Source organism: Pseudomonas bharatica, assembly GCF_048586865.1.
In the GTDB taxonomy this organism is placed as follows: Bacteria; Pseudomonadota; Gammaproteobacteria; order Pseudomonadales; family Pseudomonadaceae; genus Aquipseudomonas; species Aquipseudomonas bharatica.
The window spans coordinates 20,136-37,258 of sequence record NZ_JBMAWR010000021.1; the positions used below are offsets into that span (position 1 = coordinate 20,136).

Here is a 17,123-nt window from a genome sequence, read left to right on the forward strand (position 1 = left end):
CCTGTGGGAGCTGGCTTGCAGCGATGAGGACCACAAGAGCACCACAGGTGTTATCTATATGCCCCGAACCCGACCTCCTTGCTGGCTAGGCTGGAGCGCCCAATCAGCAAGGAAGGTGGTTCATATGTCCCCATTGGAACAATCCCGGCACCAGCAGGCCTACACCGCGATCGAACGCAGGACCCCGCCGTGGCTGTTGTCCGCCGAGGCCCGGGAGGCCGGGCGCCGGCAAGGCCTGGCGGCGATCCCCTGGTTCACCCGTGCACTCGATGAAATGCCCGAGGTGGTTGCCCGGCTGCAGGACGATTATCGTGAGCACAGTGCCCTGGCGACCCAGGTCGGACAATGGCTGGTGTGCCTGGACGACCCCGAGGCCTTTGCCGAACCCTTGCTGGCGTACGCGCTGCGCGAGGCGTTCGGTGTCGACCTGGACGTGCGCAACACCTGGCTGTTCCACCCACGGCGCATGCAGCACGATGATTCCTTCCTGACCGCGTCGCGAGACTGGGCGGTGGAGAACTTCAAGGCCTACCGCCTGGCCTGCCGGCCGCTGCTCAGTGTCGCCCTGCAGAATTTCGAAGCCTGGGAATGCGAGCCCGGCGGCATGGACCTGCCGGTGACCAAGGCGCGGATCTTCACCATCAACCCCGGCCAGGCCCTCTGGGAAGGCCAGACCCTGGACATTGCTCCCGAGCGTTTCGCTGCGGTGTGCCGCGAGCTGGACCTGGGCAGCCTGTTCCAGAGCCATATCGCCGAGATCTTCGATCCGCACCTGGCCGGCGAGGCGGACCCGGCGGCCCGGGTCGTTCGCCAGGAGGCGTTCAAGCGCCACGAGCAGTCGGGCCTGCTGCTGCAGCTGCACCTGGCACGCCTGCGCGGGGCGGTCGAGCCGACGCTGTACCGGGCGGTGACGCGGGTGCTGCACAACCGTGAAGCGGCCATTGATGGCGTGGCCCTGACCTGTACCTGCCTGAGCCTGTGGAACGTGGAATTCAATGGCATTTTGCTGTTTGGCGCGGACCGCAGCCGCCGGGACGGACCGGACCGGATCCTCGTGCATATCCCCGACGACCCGCAGGATCCGCTGCGCCAGTATGAGTCCTTCCTGGATTTCGCCAGGGACCTGCGCGACCGCCTGCTGGAGCCGCACTACCTGCAGTTTTTCCAGCGCTTCATTCCCTTGCGGCATCGCGCGGCGTTACTGGCGAAGCTGCGCCAGGCTTTCAATCCCAAGGTGTGGAACCCGGGCGGCTGGTACGAGGAACGCCTCGACCGCCAGGTCGAGCTGCCGTTTCGCGAACGCACCCTCGACGGCTTGCTGATGCCGACCCTGTTGCGCCGCCGCATCGCTGCACTCAAGGCGGACGGCCTGTTCCTGGTGGTGCCCACGGCAGTGGAGAATCACAAGAGCCTGGAAGAAAAGCTCCGCTACTTTGCCGATGCCGGCCTGGCCACCCTGAATGTCCTGGCCTTCGCAGTGCCGGTGGTGGGGGCGGCGATGATGGTCTTCAGCGCCGTGCAACTGGCCCACGAGGTCTATGATGGCATCGGCGAGTGGAGTCGTGACGACCAGGAGCAGGCCTGGGCCTACCTGTTCGATGTGCTGGAAAACCTGGCGCTGGTTGCCGCCCTGGCCGGCACCGGCCATGCCGGGCCTGGACTCGCCGCGCGCGAGCTGCCACCCCTGCCCGATGGCCTGCACCCGGTGCGCCTGGCCGATGGCGGCACGCGCCTGTGGAACCGCGATCTTGCGCCCTTCGCCCACGACGTGATCTTGCCCGCCGACCTGGCCCCCGATTCGCGCGGGCTCTACCAATACCAGGGCAAACAATGGCTGGCCCTGGGCGGGCGCAATTATTCGGTGCAGCTGCGCGAGGACGAGACCGGGTTCATCGAGCATCCCCGGCGCGTCGATGCCTATCAGCCGAGCGTTTCCCGTCATCCTGACGGCGGCTGGCTGCATGAGGCGGATCAGCCGCGCCAGTGGTCGGGCCTGGCCCTGTTCGAGCGCCTCGGCCCGGCTGCCCTGGCGCTGGACGAGACCCAGGCCGCCGAATCGCTGTTGATCAGCGGGTGCCATGAATCCGAACTGCGCCGGGCGCTGGTCGAGCGCCAGCCGGCGCCTGCCTTGCTGATCGATACCCTCGAACGCCGGCGCATCTATCGCGGCCTGGCGTCGGAAAACACCACGCAGGACCGTGAACATCTCGCGTGGTTGTTCGACAGCCAGTACCAGGCTTCCCTGCCGCCCCCGGGCCTGGCGCAGAACGTTGTCCTGCGCGACTTCGGCGGCCTGCCGCAGCGCCTGGTGGATGAGCTGCTGGAGCACGCCACGGCGCAGGAAATGCAATTGCTCGTCGAACAGCAACGGGTGCCGTCGCGGTTGGCCGAGGAGGCCCGGCTCCTGTTGCAGAACGTACGCCTGGCGCGGGCTTACGAAGGGCTGTTCCTGCCGGCGCTGGAAAACGACGACAGTACCCGGTTGATGTTGCATGGCCTGGCCGGGTTGCCGGGCTGGCCCGAGGCGTATCGCCTGGAGATCCGCAGCCTACGCGCGGATGGCGCGCTGCTCGACGGCATAGGCCCGACGACGGCGCCGCAGCGGCAGGTCCTGGTGAAGACCGCCGCGGGCTACGGCACCGCACAGGCACCGGACCTGGCGCCCGACGATCTGTTCGCCGTGGTGTTGCGCAGCCTCACTGCGTCGCAACGCCAGGCCCTTGGCTTGACTGCCGCGGATTCCGCGCAGGTGTTGCGCGACAACATCATGCAGCGCCCGTTGCCGCGTGCGGAGTTGCGCAGGCTCCTGCACATGCAGCCGATCCGTCCTGGCGTGCGCTCGCCGATGCGCCTGGCCAGCGGTCGGCCGGGCTATCCCCTTAGCGGGCACCCACGACTGGCCCCGCCGGTCAGCGAAAACACCCTGCTGGATCGCATCCGCCTGCTGGAGCTGCCGGACATCTTCGCGAACGACCTGCTCCAGCAACTGCGTGATATCGGCCTGGCCGACGTGGCCATCGATGCGCGCCTGCTCGAGCTGCTCGAAGAGCGCGAGCAGATGCAGCAATTGCTGCCGCAGGGCGAGGCGCCACGCCAGGGTACCGACGGCGAGCCGCCCCTGAACGATCGCCAACTGATCGAGCTGGCGCTGTGGCAACACTGGCGCGACAACCTGCTGCCCGAGATCGGTCGCGATGGTGTGCCGCTGCGCCTGTTCGCGGTGTCGCTCGAGTCGTTCCCTGAACGGTTGCCGGCCTTCTTCCAAAGCCGGGTACGGGCGCTGGAGCTGTCGCAGGTGAGGATCCCGCCGGCGGTGATGACGCCGGGGCCGGATGGCGTGCTTGGCTTCGAAGACCGCCTGCAACGTCTGCTGCGTGGTTTCCCGCGGGTCAACCGGCTGGAGATCGATGGTGGCGAGGGCCGCTCTCCCTACGATCTGCCACGCACCATTGCCGCTGCCTACCCGCAACTGAGGGAATTGCGCTTGCTCAACCTGCACCTGCCGCTTGGCCAGGAGTTGATGAACGAACTCAGCCGCCTCGGTGACCTGCGTTATCTCGATCTCAGCGGCAACCGTCCCAGCCATCTGCCGGTGCGCTTGGCCAACGGGCTGCAACTGGACTATCTCGGCCTGGACCGCCTGGGGCTGGAGGACTGGCCGGATTGGCTGGACAACGACCAGCTCGACGGTATCGAGCGGGTATCCCTGCGCGACAACCGCCTGACCAGCCTGCCTGCCCAACTGCGCCACAACCCTGCGCAAGCCGAGCGCTCCACCTGGATATCCCTGCATGGCAACCTGTTTTCCCACCGGGCCCTGATCGAGATCCGCAGCAGCGACTGGAACGGTCGGCGTTTTCGGTTCGACCTGCCGGTGCCGCAAGCCGTGGAAAACATCGTTGCCAACCGCATGTTCGAGCGGGCGCAGCTGTCCAGCGCCATCGACCGGTGGCTGGAGGTCTCGCGACAGGATGCCGCGCTGGACGGCACGCGCATCATCGCCAGGCGCTCCTTCGGTGATGCCCTGCTGGCCGACTGGGAAACCTATGTCGAGCACTCGGTACGTCGCTCGCTGGTGCTGGAGGAGGTTCGCCTGGATGATTTTCCCGACCCACTGCCGGCGTTCTACCTGGAACGGATCAGCCGCCTGGAACTGATTCGTCCGCTTGGCGGGGTGGAGCAGATCGAGAGGCTGGTGCGCCGCTTTGCCAACCTCCAGCACCTGGTCATCGGTAACGTCGCCCTGCAAGGCGTGCCCACTGCCATCACCGAGCTTGCCCAACTGCATCACCTGGCGCTGACCGATGCCAGCCTGGTGGTCGACCAGGCCTTGCTTGACAGCCTGGCCCGAATGCCCGGCCTGACCTCGCTGGACCTGAGCGGCAACCGCTTGGGCGAGGTCGGCGATGCGTCTGCCTTCGCCCGGCTGTCCTTCAGCCTGCTGGCCCTGGAGCGCATGGAAATCGGCCAATGGCCCGCCTGGCTCGACAGCTTGCTGCCGGAGCGCGTCCAGTGGCTGAGCCTGAACAACAACCGCCTGACCGGTTTGCCTGCCTATCTGCTGGAAAACCGCGAAACCGCCCTCGGCAGCACGGAAATTTCCCTGGAGGGCAATCCACTCAGCGAGGACACCATGTACTCGGCCCACCTCTCCGAAGGCCTGACCCGCCCCTATACCTTCCGCATGGACCTGCCCGAGCATATCCGCCGCCTGGATGGCAGCTGGCGCAGTTCCAGTTCCGGCGGGGGCAGTTCCGGCGCTGCCTCGCAACTGGAACTGGCTACCCCCGATGTCTGGCTGGATCGCGCCGACGCTGTCAGCGAGAGCCGTCGGCAGCTGTGGCAGCAACTGGAAAGCGGCGACGATGCCGATGACCTGATGCAACTGATCGGCCGCCTGCGCCACACCGCCGAATACCGTAATGCGACGACTCGGCCTGACCTGGTGGAGCGGGTCTGGCAGGTGCTGACCATCTGTGCCCAGGACACCGGTTTGCGCCTGACCCTCAATGGCATGGCCGAGGAACCGCTGCGTCAGTTGCGCGAGTACGACACCTGCCCGGACGGCATCCGCCTGGAGTTCAACCAGATGGAAACCCTTGTCTATACGGCCCAGGCCCTGCGTTCGGTCAGCGCTGCCCAGCGTGGTCCGGCGCTGTACCGGTTGATGCGGCGCCTGTATCGCCTGCACGAACTCGATGGTATTGCCCGGCTCGAGGCAGGTACCCGCGACGAGGCGGAGGTGCGCCTGGCCTATCGGCTGAACCTGGCCAACCAGTTGGACCTGCCGGTGGCCCCGCAACAGATGCTCTATGCAGGTTCCGCCAACCTGCATCCCGGCGAACTCGAGCGGGTGGCCGAACGGGTTCGCCAGGGCGAGAACGGCCAGCGTCTGCTGGATTACGCGGCACAGCGGGACTTCTGGCTGAGTTACCTGCAGGAAGCCTACGCCGCGCGTTTCACCGCCTTGCGCGAGGATTTCGAGGATCGGGTGCTGATGCTGGACGACCAGTATCCCGACGACACTCCGGCGCAATCCAGCGCCCGCATCGAGCAATTGATCGAGCAACGCAAGCTGGACGAGGCGGCGCTGGTCGGCGAGCTGACCCACCGTGAGGAGATGGAGGCCGGGCCCGTGTAGTGCGGGCTCCGGGCCCGCTCAATGGTTGGCCAGCCAGGCGTCGACCTTGTTGCGTTGTTCGTCCGGCAGCCATGGGTGCCAGACCTGCGGGTTGTCCTTGAGGAAGGCCCGGGCCGCCACGGCCGGGTCCTGGCGCTGTTCGCTCATGCGTGCGAGCACGGCGTTGAGGGTATCGATGGGCAGGTCGACCTTGCTGAACAAGGCCACCAGGTCCGGGTATTGCTCATGGAAGGTTCTGGACACGCCGATGGACAATTTGGCCGGCAGCGAGCGGCTGCCCTTCGGCGCCTTGTTGCCGGCATCGGTGAGGGTCGCCCAGGCCTGTTCATCGAAGGGCGGTTCTTCCAGGCGCACCAGTTTGAAACGGCCCATCAGCGGAGTGGGCGACCAGTAGTAGAAGAGCACCGGCTTGCCGCGCCGGATGGCCGAGGTGACCTCGGCATCCAGCGCAGCGCCGGAGCCGCTGCGGAAGTTGGTATACAGGCCATCCAGGCCGTAGGCCTTGAGCTTCTGGCTGTTCACGGTTTCCGAGGTCCAGCCGCTGGGGCTGTTGAGGAAACGGCCCTTGCCTGGTGCTTCCGGGTCGGCGAATAGCGTGGCGTGGCGCTGCAGGTCGGTGACCGAGCGCAGATCCGGGGCCAATGGCTCGATACCCTTGGCCGGGTCGCCCTTGATCACGAATTCCGGGACGTACCAGCCTTCGTCGGCATTCTTTACCGTGTCGCCCAGGGCGAACACCTGGCCGGCCTGCTCGGCCTTGACCCAGGCCGGGCTGCGGCCGGCCCATTCTTCGCCGATCACCTGGATATCGTTGCGCGCCAGGGCCACCTCCATGCTCACCGTGCTGCCGGGCAGGGTATCGGTGGGGTAGCCGTAGCCGTGCTCGACGATCAGGCGCAGCACCTCGGTGGTAAAGCTGCCGCTTTCCCAGGCGATCTCGCCGAAGTGGATCGGCGTCTTCGGCGCGGCCAGCGCGCCAAGGGAGAGCAGGGCGGTGCAGAACAGCAAGGCCAGGCGTTTCATCGGCGTGGTGCTCGAATAAGGGTGGGTTGAGTGTAGACAGCGGCGCGGGCGCTGCCGTTGCATTGCCATTGGCGGCTTAGCCCCGCATAGTCGAACCCATATCCCCTGCAAGGAACCCACACATGCTGATCGACGCTTCCCGGGCCACGCTGCTGGTCATCGATGTCCAGGAGAAACTTATCGGAGCGGTCAGCGACCCCGCCGGAACCCTGGCGCGGACCCGCTGGCTGCTCGCCGCCACCGCCGAACTGGGCCTGCCCACGGTGATCTCCGAACAGTATCCGAAGGGCCTCGGCCCGACCGTGGCCAGCCTGCTGGAAGCGGCACCGCAGGCGCAGGTGGTGGAAAAGCTGCACTTCTCCTGCGTCGCCGGCGAGTGCCTGCCGGCCTCGCTGCTGGCCCGCGAGCAGGTGATCGTCTGTGGCATGGAGACCCATGTCTGCGTGCTGCAGACCGTGTTCGAGCTGCTGGAAAGCGGCAAGCAGGTGTTCGTCGTCGCCGATGCCTGCGACAGCCGTAGCGTTGAAAGCAAGGTCGCAGGCCTGGAACGCATGCGCGGGGCCGGGGCGCAGATCGTCACCCGCGAGATGGTGCTGTTCGAGCTGATGCGCAGCTCCAGCCACGAGAAATTCCGCATCCTCAGCAAGACCTTCCTGGTCGGGGAGCAACCCTGAAAGGCCCGGCGCGCTGGCTGTTGTTCGCCCTCCTGGCACTGCTGGCCGGTTGCGTCGGCACGCGCACCAGCCAGGAGCCCAGGCTGTCGGACGCACAGGTTCGCGACAAGGTCGCCGCGCTCCTGCCGGCCAATGTCACTGACCGCCAGGGCTGGGCGCGGGATATCCAGGTCGCCCTGACCAGCCAGAAGCTCGATCCCAGCCAGTCGAATATCTGTGCCGTTCTGGCCGTGACCGAACAGGAGTCCACCTTCAGCGCCGATCCGCAGGTGCCCAACCTCGGCCGTATCGCCCGCGAGGAAATCGATCGTCGTGCGGCCAAGGCATTCGTTCCGAAGGCATTGGTCAATGCCGCCCTGGATACCCGCTCGGCCAACGGCAAGACCTGGAACCAGCGGCTTGCCGCCGTGCGCAGCGAGCGTGAACTGAGCGGCCTGTACGACGAACTGACCGGCTCGCTACCCCTGGGCCGCACCCTGCTCGGCGGTTTCAACCCGGTGCGTACCGGCGGGCCGATGCAGGTCAGCATCGACTTCGCCGAGCGCCATGCCCGCGACTACCCCTACGACCATGACGGCAGTGTCCGCCAGGAAGTCTTTACCCGGCGCGGCGGCATGTACTTCGGTACCGCCCATTTGCTTGGCTATCCGGCCAATTACCCGCGACCGCTATACCGCTTCGCCGACTTCAACGCGGGCTGGTATGCGAGCCGCAACGCGGCGTTCCAGGCGGCGCTGAGCCGGGTGACCGGGGTGAAGCTGGCGCTGGATGGCGACCTGATCGCCCACGGCTCGCTGCTGCCGGGGAGCACCGAGAAGGCGGCGCGCACGCTGGGCGAGCGCTTCGGCATGCGCAATCCGACGATTCGCCAGCAACTGGAGAAGGGCGATAGCCAGGACTTCGAGGAAACCCGCCTGTACCAGCAGGTGTTCGCCCTGGCGGACAAGGCGGCGGGCAAGCGGGTAGCCCGGGAAGTGTTGCCGGGGATCAGGCTGGAAAGTCCGAAGATCACCCGGCAACTGACCACGGCATGGTTCGCCAATCGGGTGGATGAGCGATATCAGCGCTGCATGAAGCGGTGATCTTTCGGGCCTCATCGCTGGCAAGCCAGCTCCCACAGGGTCAGAGTTGCCCACGCGATCACTGTGGGAGCTGGCTTGCCAGCGATGAGGCACTCAAGGTCCTACTCAGGATTTGCCTGCAGCCAAGGCCTCCACCACCTGATCCACCCCGGCTTTCAACCCGGCCACGCTGTCGGGCGCATCGGTATCCACCACCACCAGCTTCGCCCCCGATGCGGCAATTACCTCCACCACCGCCTGCACCGGTTGCCGGTGATGCAGTACCAGGGCCACGTCCTGTGCCTTGAGTTCATCGCCCAGTCTCTTGAGCTGCTCCGCCGTCCATTGGTCATCGGCCACCTGCGGGTGATCGATCAGGTCAAGGTTCAAGCCACCCACCAGATACCCCAGTCGATCCGACAGGTTGACCACGCTCAGGTTGTCCGCCTCGGCCAGCTTCGCCTCGCTGGCGGCAGTGAGGTCGAGCAACTGGCGCTTGAGCCCGGCCAGGTTGGCCTGGATCTTCTCGTGGTCGGCCGGTGACAGGCGCCCGAGATCGTTGGCCAGCACATCGGCCATGCGCCCCAGGTTGGTCGGGTTCAGCCAGGGGTAGCCGGCAAACACGTTGTCGCCCTGCACCGCGATGCCTGGCAGGGCGCCGTCCACCGGGCGCGCGGCGTCGATCTCGACGATGCGAATATTGCTGCGGCGTGCCACCGGGTACAGCGGATCGTCGCTCCATATCGAGCGCAGGCCGATCACCGCATCGGCCTGGGTCGCTGCCTTTTGCAGGCTGGTCGCGCCACGACCACTGAAGTACGACGGCTGGCGCGTGGCCGGGAGGTTTTCCGGCGCGGCGCGCACCAGCTTCACCGAGGTGCCATCGAGCAGCAGGCTGCCGAGGCCGTAGGTCACCGGCAGCGAGGCCAGCACGGTGACGGCGGCCTGTTGCTGCACGGCAGGTTTCGCCGTGTCCCGGGCCTGGACGTCGAGGGGAAGGGCGGCGAAGGGCAGGCCGGCCAGCAGCAGGGCCAGGCTCAGGTGCTTGAGGTTTGCAGTCATGCCGGGTTTCCTTGCAGGCGTGGAACCAAGCCGCGCGCCAGCGCGGCGAGGGCGAAGAAGCTGCCGGCGACCAGGATGATCGCTGCGCCCGAAGGCACCGGCAGGTCGAAGACGATAGGCAGGAGAATGCCGATCAGGGTGCTGAAGGTGGCGATCAGTACCGAGGCGAAGAAGAAGCCCTTGAGCGACTGGCTGACCAGCCGCGCCGCTGCCGCCGGAATCACCAGCAGGGCACCGACCAGGATGGCGCCGATGACTTTCACCGCCGCCACCGTGACCAGGGTCACCAGCACCACGAACAGGTAGTCCAGGCGCTTCACCGCCACTCCGCGTACTGCCGCCAGTTGCGGGTTGAAGCTGGCCAGCATGATGCGGTTGTACAGCGGCAGGGCCAGGGCCAGCACCAGGCCGGCGACGATGCCGAGCACCACCAGGTCCTGCCCGCTGACCGTGAGCACCGAGCCGAACAGCACGTTCTCCAGGATGTGCACGTTGATCTTGCCCGCCAGCATCAGCAGCAGGCTCGCCCCCAGGGCCAGGGATACCGAGAGGAATACGCCGATCAGGGTGTCCGGCGACAGCCCGGTACGGTTGCGCAGGTAGTTGAGCAGGATGCCGAACAGCAGGCAGTAGCCGAACAGGCTGCCATAGGGGCCGGCGTAGGGCTCGCCGAGCAGGATGCCGATGGCCACGCCGGTCAGCGCGGCATGGCCTACGGCCTCGGAGAAGAAGGCGAAGCGCTTGACCACCACCAGGGTGCCGAGGCCGCCCAGCACCGGGCCGATCATCAGCCCGGCGAGCAGGGCATTGACCACGAAGCCATAGGCCAGGGCTTCGGGCAGGTAGCCGGCGCTGGCCCAGCCCTGGATCATCAGGCGGAATTCTTCGTAGTTCATCAGCTGATGCTCTCGCTGCGCGGGTGGATGGAGAACAGGCCGAGCAGGCGCTCGGGGGTCAGGGCTTCCCTGGGCGGTGCGTCGAACAGCACCCGGCGGCTCAGGCCGGTGACGCGGTCGGCCAGGCGGGACACGGCTTGCAGGTCGTGCTCGATCCACAGCACCGTGGTCCCGGCCTGACGCCATTCGCCGAGCAGGCGCTCGAACACCTGGATGCCGGCTTCGTCCAGCGCCGACATGGGTTCATCCAGTACCAGCAATTGCGGCGCCGGGATCAGACCCTGGGCCAGCAGCACGCGCTGGCGCTCGCCGCCGGACAGGGCGCCCATGCGCCGTTTGCGCTTGTCCTGCATGCCGACCCGGGCCAGGGCCGCGTCGATGGCCGGCGACACGCGTCTGGACAGGCCGAGGAACGCCGGGGTGCGCTGGCACATCGCGGCCATGAAGTCATCCACGGTCATCGGCAGGCCGCGGTCGAACTCCAGGGCCTGGGGCACATAGCCGATCACCCGGGCGGCGTCCGGCCAGGTCAGGGCCAGGCGGCCCTGGTGCGGCATCTGCCCGAGCAGGGTCTTGATCAGCGAGCTCTTGCCGCCGCCGTTGGGGCCGACGATAGCGTGCACGCTGCCGGCCGCGACCTGGAAACGCACCTGGTCGAGGATCCGCGTGCGGCCAAGGGTCAGGTCGATGCCGTCGAACTCGATGGACGGCCCGCAGGGCGCGGCGAGGACGGGTTCGGCCACGGTCATGCCTGGTTCTCCTTGATTGCGCGGACCACGGTGTCGAGGTTGCGCTTCATTTCCACCTCGTATTTCTCCTTGGTGTATTCGCCGTAGGAGATATGGGTCAACGGGTAGAGCTTGACCCCGGCTTCGCGCTGGATGGTCTCGACATAGGCGGACGGGAAATCCATCTCGGAGAAGATCACCTTGACGTCCAGGGCCTGCAGCTGGTCGATGGTCTTCTTCAGTTGCGCCGGGCTCGGCTCGATACCGTGGGCGGGTTCCACCACCGCAGTGACTTCCAGGCCGAACTCGCGCACCAGGTAGTCGTAGGCGGCATGGATGGTGGCGACGCGGAACGACGGGTTCGGCGCTTCGGTCAGTTGCGTCAGGGCATCGGCGCGCAGCTTGCGCAGGCGCTTGGCGTAGTCGCGGGCGTTCTGGCTGTAGAACCTGGCGTTGTCCGGGTCCAGCTTGCCCAGCTCGCGGGCGATGTTGTTGACCTGGGCGATGCTGGCGCTGATCGACAGGAAGGTGTGCGGGTTGACCACCTTGCCGGCGCCACGGGCAGCGATGCCGGTGGCGGCCAGCAGTGGCACGTTGGCGTTGGATTCGATGGTCGCGATGCCGGGCTTTTCGCTGGCGGCGATCATGCGGTCGGCGAAATCGTCGTGGCCGACACCGTTGAGCACGATCACATCGAGCGTGCCGATGCGCTTGATATCGTCGGCCCGCGGTTCGTAGGCATGGGGATTGAAACCGGCCGGAATCAGCGGCACTACTTCGGCGCGGTCGCCGACGATATTGCTGACGTAGCTGTAATAGGGATGCAGGGTGATGCCGATGCGCAGCGGCTTGCCGTTTTCGGCGAATGCCAGGGCGGGCAGGGCCACGGCGACGAACAGGCTGAGGACTCGGAGGACAACGGAACGGAGCATGGGCATTCCTTGCGGGTCAGTGCTGATGCTGGCGGGTGACACCGGCGTCGTAGTGGGTGGCGATCTGTTTCCAGCCGGCGGCCTGCAGGGCGCTGGCGCTCAGTTCGGCGGGCAGGGTGGGCGCGGCCTCGCGGCTCAGCCAGACATCGGCTGCGCCGTCGTGGGCCTCGGGCACCAGCAGGACGAAGCTGCCGGCGGTGTCCGGTTTCGCGCTCAGGCCGACATAGGCGGCGTTGACCTGGCGCCACTGGTGCGCACCGCGGGTAACGCTGCTGGCATCGGCGACAAAGGGCGCGAAGCCTTCCTCGGCCAGCAGTTCGACGCTGGCCAGGCCGGGCTCTTCCGCGCGGCGTGCCTGGATTTCGTCGAAGGCCACCCGCAAGTCGGTGTAGATGCCTTGCTCGGCAGCATTGAGATCAAGCCGGGCATCCAGTTGGTGGGCCTCGACCCGGGTCTCGTCCTCACGCTCGCCGCGCAGGCCGACCACGGCGGCGGCCAGCACCAGGATCAGCAGGGCGACCAGCGCCACATAGAGGGTTTCATGTCCGGCACCGGCCGGTCGTACCACCTGGACCTGGCTCATGGTTCACCGATGTCGGCATGGTCGATTTCCACCACATGGCCGGGGCCGGCATCGAACAGCACGTAGAATTCGCCGTCCGGGCGCTTGAAGGTCAGGGTCGAGTCGTCGCCGAGCTTGCCGGGTACCAGCACCGTCTCGTCGTAGCCGATCACATCCAGGGTCACCCCCGGCGCGCCGCTGCCGTCGGAGAAGCCGCCGGTGCATTTGATCCGTTCGCCATCGACCGGCTCGCACTGGCACATCGGGTTGTGCGCCAGGGCAGGGCCGGCGCAGGCCAGCAGCAACAGGGGCAGGACGAGCCTGCCGGCTTTGAAGATCATGGTTTGCCTCCTTGTTTTTTCAGCCAGGCGAGGGTGGCAGGGGATGCCTTGGCCAGGGGGACCGAGGCCTGGTGCAGGCTGCCGTCCCAGCCTTCGAGGGTGATCCACAGTTCGGCGTCGGCGCGGGTGCGCTCCGGCACCGGCAGGCTGGTGCTCATGCGGTGCGGGTTGCCGAAGAAGATGGTGCCGGCGGCGCGCAGGCTGCGTGGCTTGCCGATGCGCAGGTAGGCGGCCTTGACCTCGCTGCCGCAGGTGCTGCACAGCGCGGCGTTGAAGGTTTTGAAGTAACCGGCCGGGCCGTCCTGGCGCGGCGCGTCGGCGAGCAGTTCGGAAAGGCTGATGCTCCACGGGCCGACGGCGATGTTCTCGATCGGGTTGGCGCCGAGGCCGCTTTCGCCGCGGAACATTTTCGCGTCGGCGAAGTACTTGGGCATGAAGCCGAGGGGAATCAGCAACAGCAGGATGTTCAGGTGGAAGCGCCATTTCAGCCACCACTGTTTCAGCGGGCTCGGTGCAGTGACAGCGTCGCGGGCCTGGCTCATGGCTGCATCTCCGTGGCGGCTTCGCCGGTGACCTTGGTTGCCCTCGGCGTCCTGTCGGCACGCTTGAGGGCGGCGGCGGTGGCCTGGGCGGTGCGCTTGGTCCAGATCAGCAGGCCGCTGAGCACCATCATCGACAGCAGCAGGCCGAAGAAGGCCCAGATCAGCTTTATGGCGAGCCCGCCGAAGTCACCGGTATGCAGCGGGCGCATGGATTCGGTGACGAACTCCAGGGCCGAGCGGTCGCCGACCAGGAACGAGGCGTCGACCTTGCGTGTGTAGGGGTTGACGCTGGCGGTCTGGAACATCAGCGGATACCAACCGCGGCCGCCCAGGTAGATGTGGCCGTAGGCATTGGCCGGCAGTTGCGCGAAGGTCACGTCCAGGCCGGGGACCTGCGTGGTGGCGATGCGCGTGGCTTCGTCGAGATCGATGCGCGGTACCGGGGCCTTGCTGTCCGACAGCGGCACGTCTTCGCGAGCGATCACCGGCGTGATCGGCTCGGTGGAAAGGGTGATGTGGTTGTCGGCGAGGATTGCCTGGATCAGGAACCAGGTGCCGGTGATGGAAATCACCGCGATGAACCAGATCGACCAGATGCCGCTCAAGCGATGGAAGTCGCCCCAGAAGATCCGCGCGCCGTGGTTGAAACGCAGGGTCGGTTTGAAAAAGCCCTTCCAGAAACGCTTGTAGACCACCAGCCCGGTGACCAGCGACGCCAGCATCGGCAGGCCGAGCAGCGACACCAGGTACCAGCCCCAGCTGTAGCCATTGGTGAAGGGCACCAGCCACCAGCCGTGCAGGGCGCGGGTAAAGCCTTCGAAGTTGAAGTCCGGGCTCTTGCCCTGGATCGCCCCGGTATAGGGGTTCACATAGAGGATCGGCGCGGTGCCGTCGGGGAAGGTCACGGCGGCGTTCAGGGCGAAGTGCGAACCGTCCGGCTGGCTGATGTAGCGCACGGCCATGTCCGGCTCGGCCTGCTTCAAGGCATCGAGGATCTGCTGGAAGCTCAGGCGCTCGGCATCGTCGTTCGGTTTGCTGGCGCGCACATCGGGGTTGGCCAGCCAGACGATTTCCTGGCTGACCACGGCCAGGGTGCCGGTGACGCAGACGATCAGCACGAAGAACCAGATGGGCAGGGCAAGCCAGCTGTGGACCAGGAACCACAACCTGGATTTGGACTTTTTCGATTGTTGGGCCATTGCATCAGTCTTGTTCGTAAAAAGTGGGGTCGAGCCGATGCTCAACCGAGGGCTGCACTTGTAAGGACGAATGAGAATCGAAAACCTGCGCAGGAATATGTAAGTAAATAATTCATGGGCAGGTTTCGGGCAGCTCCCGATGGACTGATGTGCTGACTGCAAGCCTCCTGATTTTGGGGTGGTGCTGAGGGCCTCATCGCCGGCAACGCCGGCTCCCACAGGTATTGTGTGCACCGCAGAACCTGTGGGAGCCGGCGTTGCCGGCGGTGAGGCCGGGACAGACGACATCAAAGTTCGCGGATCACCCGGAACCCGAGCCAGTCCCCACGGGTAGTGATGTACACGTTGTTGCGGTTCCCCGAGCGCGAGAAGATCGGTGCTTCGCCCCAGTCATTGCCGCGGATCTGCACCACCTTGCAGCCCGGCTCCTTCCACGCGCTGCCATCGCTCGGCGCGCCGACGTAGCTGTCGTGATGGCAGTCGGCAACGAATTCGTAGACGTTGCCGTGCATGTCGTACACGCCGAAATCGTTGGGCGGATAGCTGCCTGCCGGCGATGTGTAGCTGTAGCCGTCCTTCGGCCCGTACACATTGGCGTGCTGGCTGATCTCGTACTCGGCGTCCGGGTCCAGCGGGAACGGGAAGGGCCCGGTGCTGCCACCGCGCGCGGCATATTCGCGCTCGGCTTCGCTGACCATGCGGTAGTGCTTGCCGGTCTTCTTCGACAGCCAGGCCACATAGGCTTCGATATCGTGATAGTCCATGCACACCGCTGGCTGTTTCGGGCCTTGCTTGTAGCGCGGCTTGCTGGCCTTGCACTCGCGACCCGGGCGGGTGTCGCCATCGGCGATCTTCACCCCGGACTCACGGACATACGCATCCCATTCCCCGGCCGTGACCTGGAAACGGCTGATGGCGAAGGGCCTGGCGAAGGTCACCTGGTGCAGCGGGCCTTCATCCGGCTGGCGTCCCAGCTCGTCGTCCGGGGTGCCCATCATGTAGCTGCCGGCGGGCAGCACGACCATTTCCGGGCAAGCGGTCTTGCAGTCGCGAAACACCGTACCGGGCTGGTCGCCGGCCGCCAGGGCGGGCAGGCTGGCGGAGCCGAGCAGGGCGGTCAGGGTGAGGCGGAACAGGACAGGAGTCATCGCAAGGCTTTCCTTCAGAGTTTCTTGATCAGCAGGGCCATGGCCCGGTCGATTTCCTGCTCGTCGTTGAGCAGGCCCGGGGCCAGGCGGATCACCGGGCCGACATCGCGGTTCACCGCGTCGGACATCACCTTGTTGTCCGCCAGGTACGCAGCGATGGCATCCGGGTCGCGGTCCTTGATGCGGAAGAAGGTGAAACCGGCGGAGAACTCGCTGCTGCGCGGGGTTACCAGCTGGATCTGGCGGTGTTCCAGCAAACGCGCCTTGAGGCGGTCGTTGAGCTGGTGGATGCGCGCCTGGACCTCGGCCTTGCCCAGTTGCAGGTGCAGTTCGAAGGCCTTGCCCATGGCCCAGCGATGTTCGAAGGCGTGGTAGCCGCCCGGGGTCATGGTGGTGGCGAAGTCCTCGTCCTGGGAGAAGGTGGCGAAGGTCGGCACCAACGGCCCCATCTGTTCCGAGGCGGCGCAGATCAGCCCGGTGCCGCGCGGGCCGAACATCCATTTATGCACGCCGGAGATGAAGTAGTCGCAGTTGAAGTCGGCGAAGCGCTGGTTGTCCACGCCGAAGCCGTGCACACCGTCCACCACGTAGATGATCCGGTCGTGTTCGTCACGGTCGCGGTTGTGCCGGCGGACGATCTCGCCGATTTCGCCCACCGGCAGCTTCACGCCGCTGCCGGAATGCACCCAGGTCATGCCGAGCACGCGGGTTTGCGGGCGGATGGCCTGGTCGATGGTGGTCAGCACCTGGTCCTTGGATATCTCCCACGGGTGCTTGAACAGGCGCAGCTTGCGTACCTGGGTGCCCTGGCGGCGGGCGCGAAAGGCCAGGGTCCTGTGGGTGGAATAGTGCTCGTGCTCGGTGGTGAGGATTTCCTGGTCGGCGCCCACCTGCAGGCCGCCGTAGATCATGCCCAGGCCCTCGGTGGTGCTGCCGGTCAGGGCGATCTGCCGCGGCCGCACTTCCAGGTAGCGCGCGGCCCAGTCACGGACCTCGCCCTCGCGCTGCCATTCGTACTGGCTCTCCCAGTCCATCAGCGCCGCCGGGTTGCGGTCGATCTCGCGGCGGTAATGGTCGATGGCCTCCTGCACCGGGCGCGGATGGGCGGTGATCAGGAAGTTGGCGAAGTGTGCGGTGTCCGGGTCCAGGGGAAACAGCTCGCGCAGGCGCCGCCATTTGTCCGGCCCCTGCAACAGCGGCATGCCGGCAGGTTTTTCGGCAGCCTTGGCCAGCGAACTGGCCAGCGGCAGGCCGGCACCCAGGATGGCGGCCTGCTTGAGAAAGGTGCGGCGAGCGTTCATGTCGGGGGCGGTC

Annotated in this window: 14 protein-coding genes; 3 read left to right on the top strand and 11 right to left on the bottom strand. The window is 66.4% G+C overall.

Features of this window, described 5'->3' with window-relative positions; all coding sequences use genetic code 11:
• Positions 1-124 precede the first annotated feature (124 nt).
• Positions 125-5,641, top strand: coding sequence for an NEL-type E3 ubiquitin ligase domain-containing protein (locus ACKLLE_RS20735; RefSeq protein WP_420058939.1), 5,517 nt, complete (start codon positions 125-127; stop codon positions 5,639-5,641).
• Between the two features lie 18 nt (positions 5,642-5,659).
• On the opposite strand, the gene ACKLLE_RS20740 is transcribed toward ACKLLE_RS20735, so the two are convergent.
• Positions 5,660-6,664 (bottom strand): ABC transporter substrate-binding protein, encoded by a 1,005-nt coding sequence (locus ACKLLE_RS20740; RefSeq protein ID WP_420058940.1) that lies wholly within the window; start codon positions 6,662-6,664, stop codon positions 5,660-5,662.
• Between the two features lie 122 nt (positions 6,665-6,786).
• On the opposite strand from ACKLLE_RS20740, the gene ACKLLE_RS20745 reads away from it, so the two are divergent.
• Positions 6,787-7,338, top strand: a complete 552-nt coding sequence (locus ACKLLE_RS20745; protein ID WP_420058941.1) for a hydrolase — start codon at positions 6,787-6,789, stop codon at positions 7,336-7,338.
• Positions 7,339-7,355: 17 nt separating this feature from the next.
• Positions 7,356-8,420: a DUF1615 domain-containing protein gene (locus ACKLLE_RS20750; RefSeq protein ID WP_420058980.1), complete on the top strand. Its 1,065-nt coding sequence runs from the start codon at positions 7,356-7,358 to the stop codon at positions 8,418-8,420.
• A 105-nt stretch (positions 8,421-8,525) separates the two neighbouring features.
• On the opposite strand, the gene ACKLLE_RS20755 is transcribed toward ACKLLE_RS20750, so the two are convergent.
• From ACKLLE_RS20755 to pvdN, 10 genes are all read right to left on the bottom strand, one after another.
• Positions 8,526-9,461, bottom strand: coding sequence for a metal ABC transporter solute-binding protein, Zn/Mn family (locus ACKLLE_RS20755; RefSeq protein WP_420058942.1), 936 nt, complete (start codon positions 9,459-9,461; stop codon positions 8,526-8,528).
• Positions 9,458-10,357: a metal ABC transporter permease gene (locus ACKLLE_RS20760; RefSeq protein ID WP_420058943.1), complete on the bottom strand. Its 900-nt coding sequence runs from the start codon at positions 10,355-10,357 to the stop codon at positions 9,458-9,460. Before ACKLLE_RS20760 ends, ACKLLE_RS20755 begins: the two co-directional genes overlap by 4 nt.
• Positions 10,357-11,106, bottom strand: coding sequence for a metal ABC transporter ATP-binding protein (locus ACKLLE_RS20765; RefSeq protein WP_420058944.1), 750 nt, complete (start codon positions 11,104-11,106; stop codon positions 10,357-10,359). The genes ACKLLE_RS20760 and ACKLLE_RS20765 overlap by 1 nt, the downstream gene beginning before the upstream one ends.
• The gene (locus ACKLLE_RS20770; RefSeq protein ID WP_420058945.1) at positions 11,103-12,017 is read right to left on the bottom strand and encodes a metal ABC transporter substrate-binding protein; all 915 of its coding nucleotides are present in this window, start codon (positions 12,015-12,017) and stop codon (positions 11,103-11,105) included. The genes ACKLLE_RS20765 and ACKLLE_RS20770 overlap by 4 nt, the downstream gene beginning before the upstream one ends.
• Positions 12,018-12,033: 16 nt before the next feature.
• Entirely contained in the window at positions 12,034-12,600 is a 567-nt protein-coding gene (locus ACKLLE_RS20775; RefSeq protein ID WP_420058946.1) for a DUF6162 family protein, read from the bottom strand.
• A complete protein-coding gene (locus tag ACKLLE_RS20780; RefSeq protein WP_009394584.1) occupies positions 12,597-12,920 on the bottom strand; it encodes a hypothetical protein in 324 nt (107 codons plus the stop codon). Before ACKLLE_RS20780 ends, ACKLLE_RS20775 begins: the two co-directional genes overlap by 4 nt.
• The gene (locus ACKLLE_RS20785) at positions 12,917-13,462 is read right to left on the bottom strand and encodes a thiamine pyrophosphate-binding protein (RefSeq protein WP_420058947.1); all 546 of its coding nucleotides are present in this window, start codon (positions 13,460-13,462) and stop codon (positions 12,917-12,919) included. The genes ACKLLE_RS20780 and ACKLLE_RS20785 overlap by 4 nt, the downstream gene beginning before the upstream one ends.
• Complete coding sequence (locus ACKLLE_RS20790) at positions 13,459-14,661, bottom strand: PepSY-associated TM helix domain-containing protein (protein WP_420058948.1); 1,203 nt, start codon at positions 14,659-14,661, stop codon at positions 13,459-13,461. The genes ACKLLE_RS20785 and ACKLLE_RS20790 overlap by 4 nt, the downstream gene beginning before the upstream one ends.
• A 287-nt stretch (positions 14,662-14,948) precedes the next feature.
• Positions 14,949-15,809: a dihydropyoverdine dehydrogenase gene (pvdO, locus tag ACKLLE_RS20795; RefSeq protein ID WP_064304840.1), complete on the bottom strand. Its 861-nt coding sequence runs from the start codon at positions 15,807-15,809 to the stop codon at positions 14,949-14,951.
• 14 nt (positions 15,810-15,823) lie between these two features.
• Positions 15,824-17,110 (bottom strand): pyoverdine-tailoring periplasmic protein PvdN, encoded by a 1,287-nt coding sequence (gene pvdN / locus ACKLLE_RS20800; RefSeq protein WP_420058949.1) that lies wholly within the window; start codon positions 17,108-17,110, stop codon positions 15,824-15,826.
• Positions 17,111-17,123: the final 13 nt, after the last annotated feature.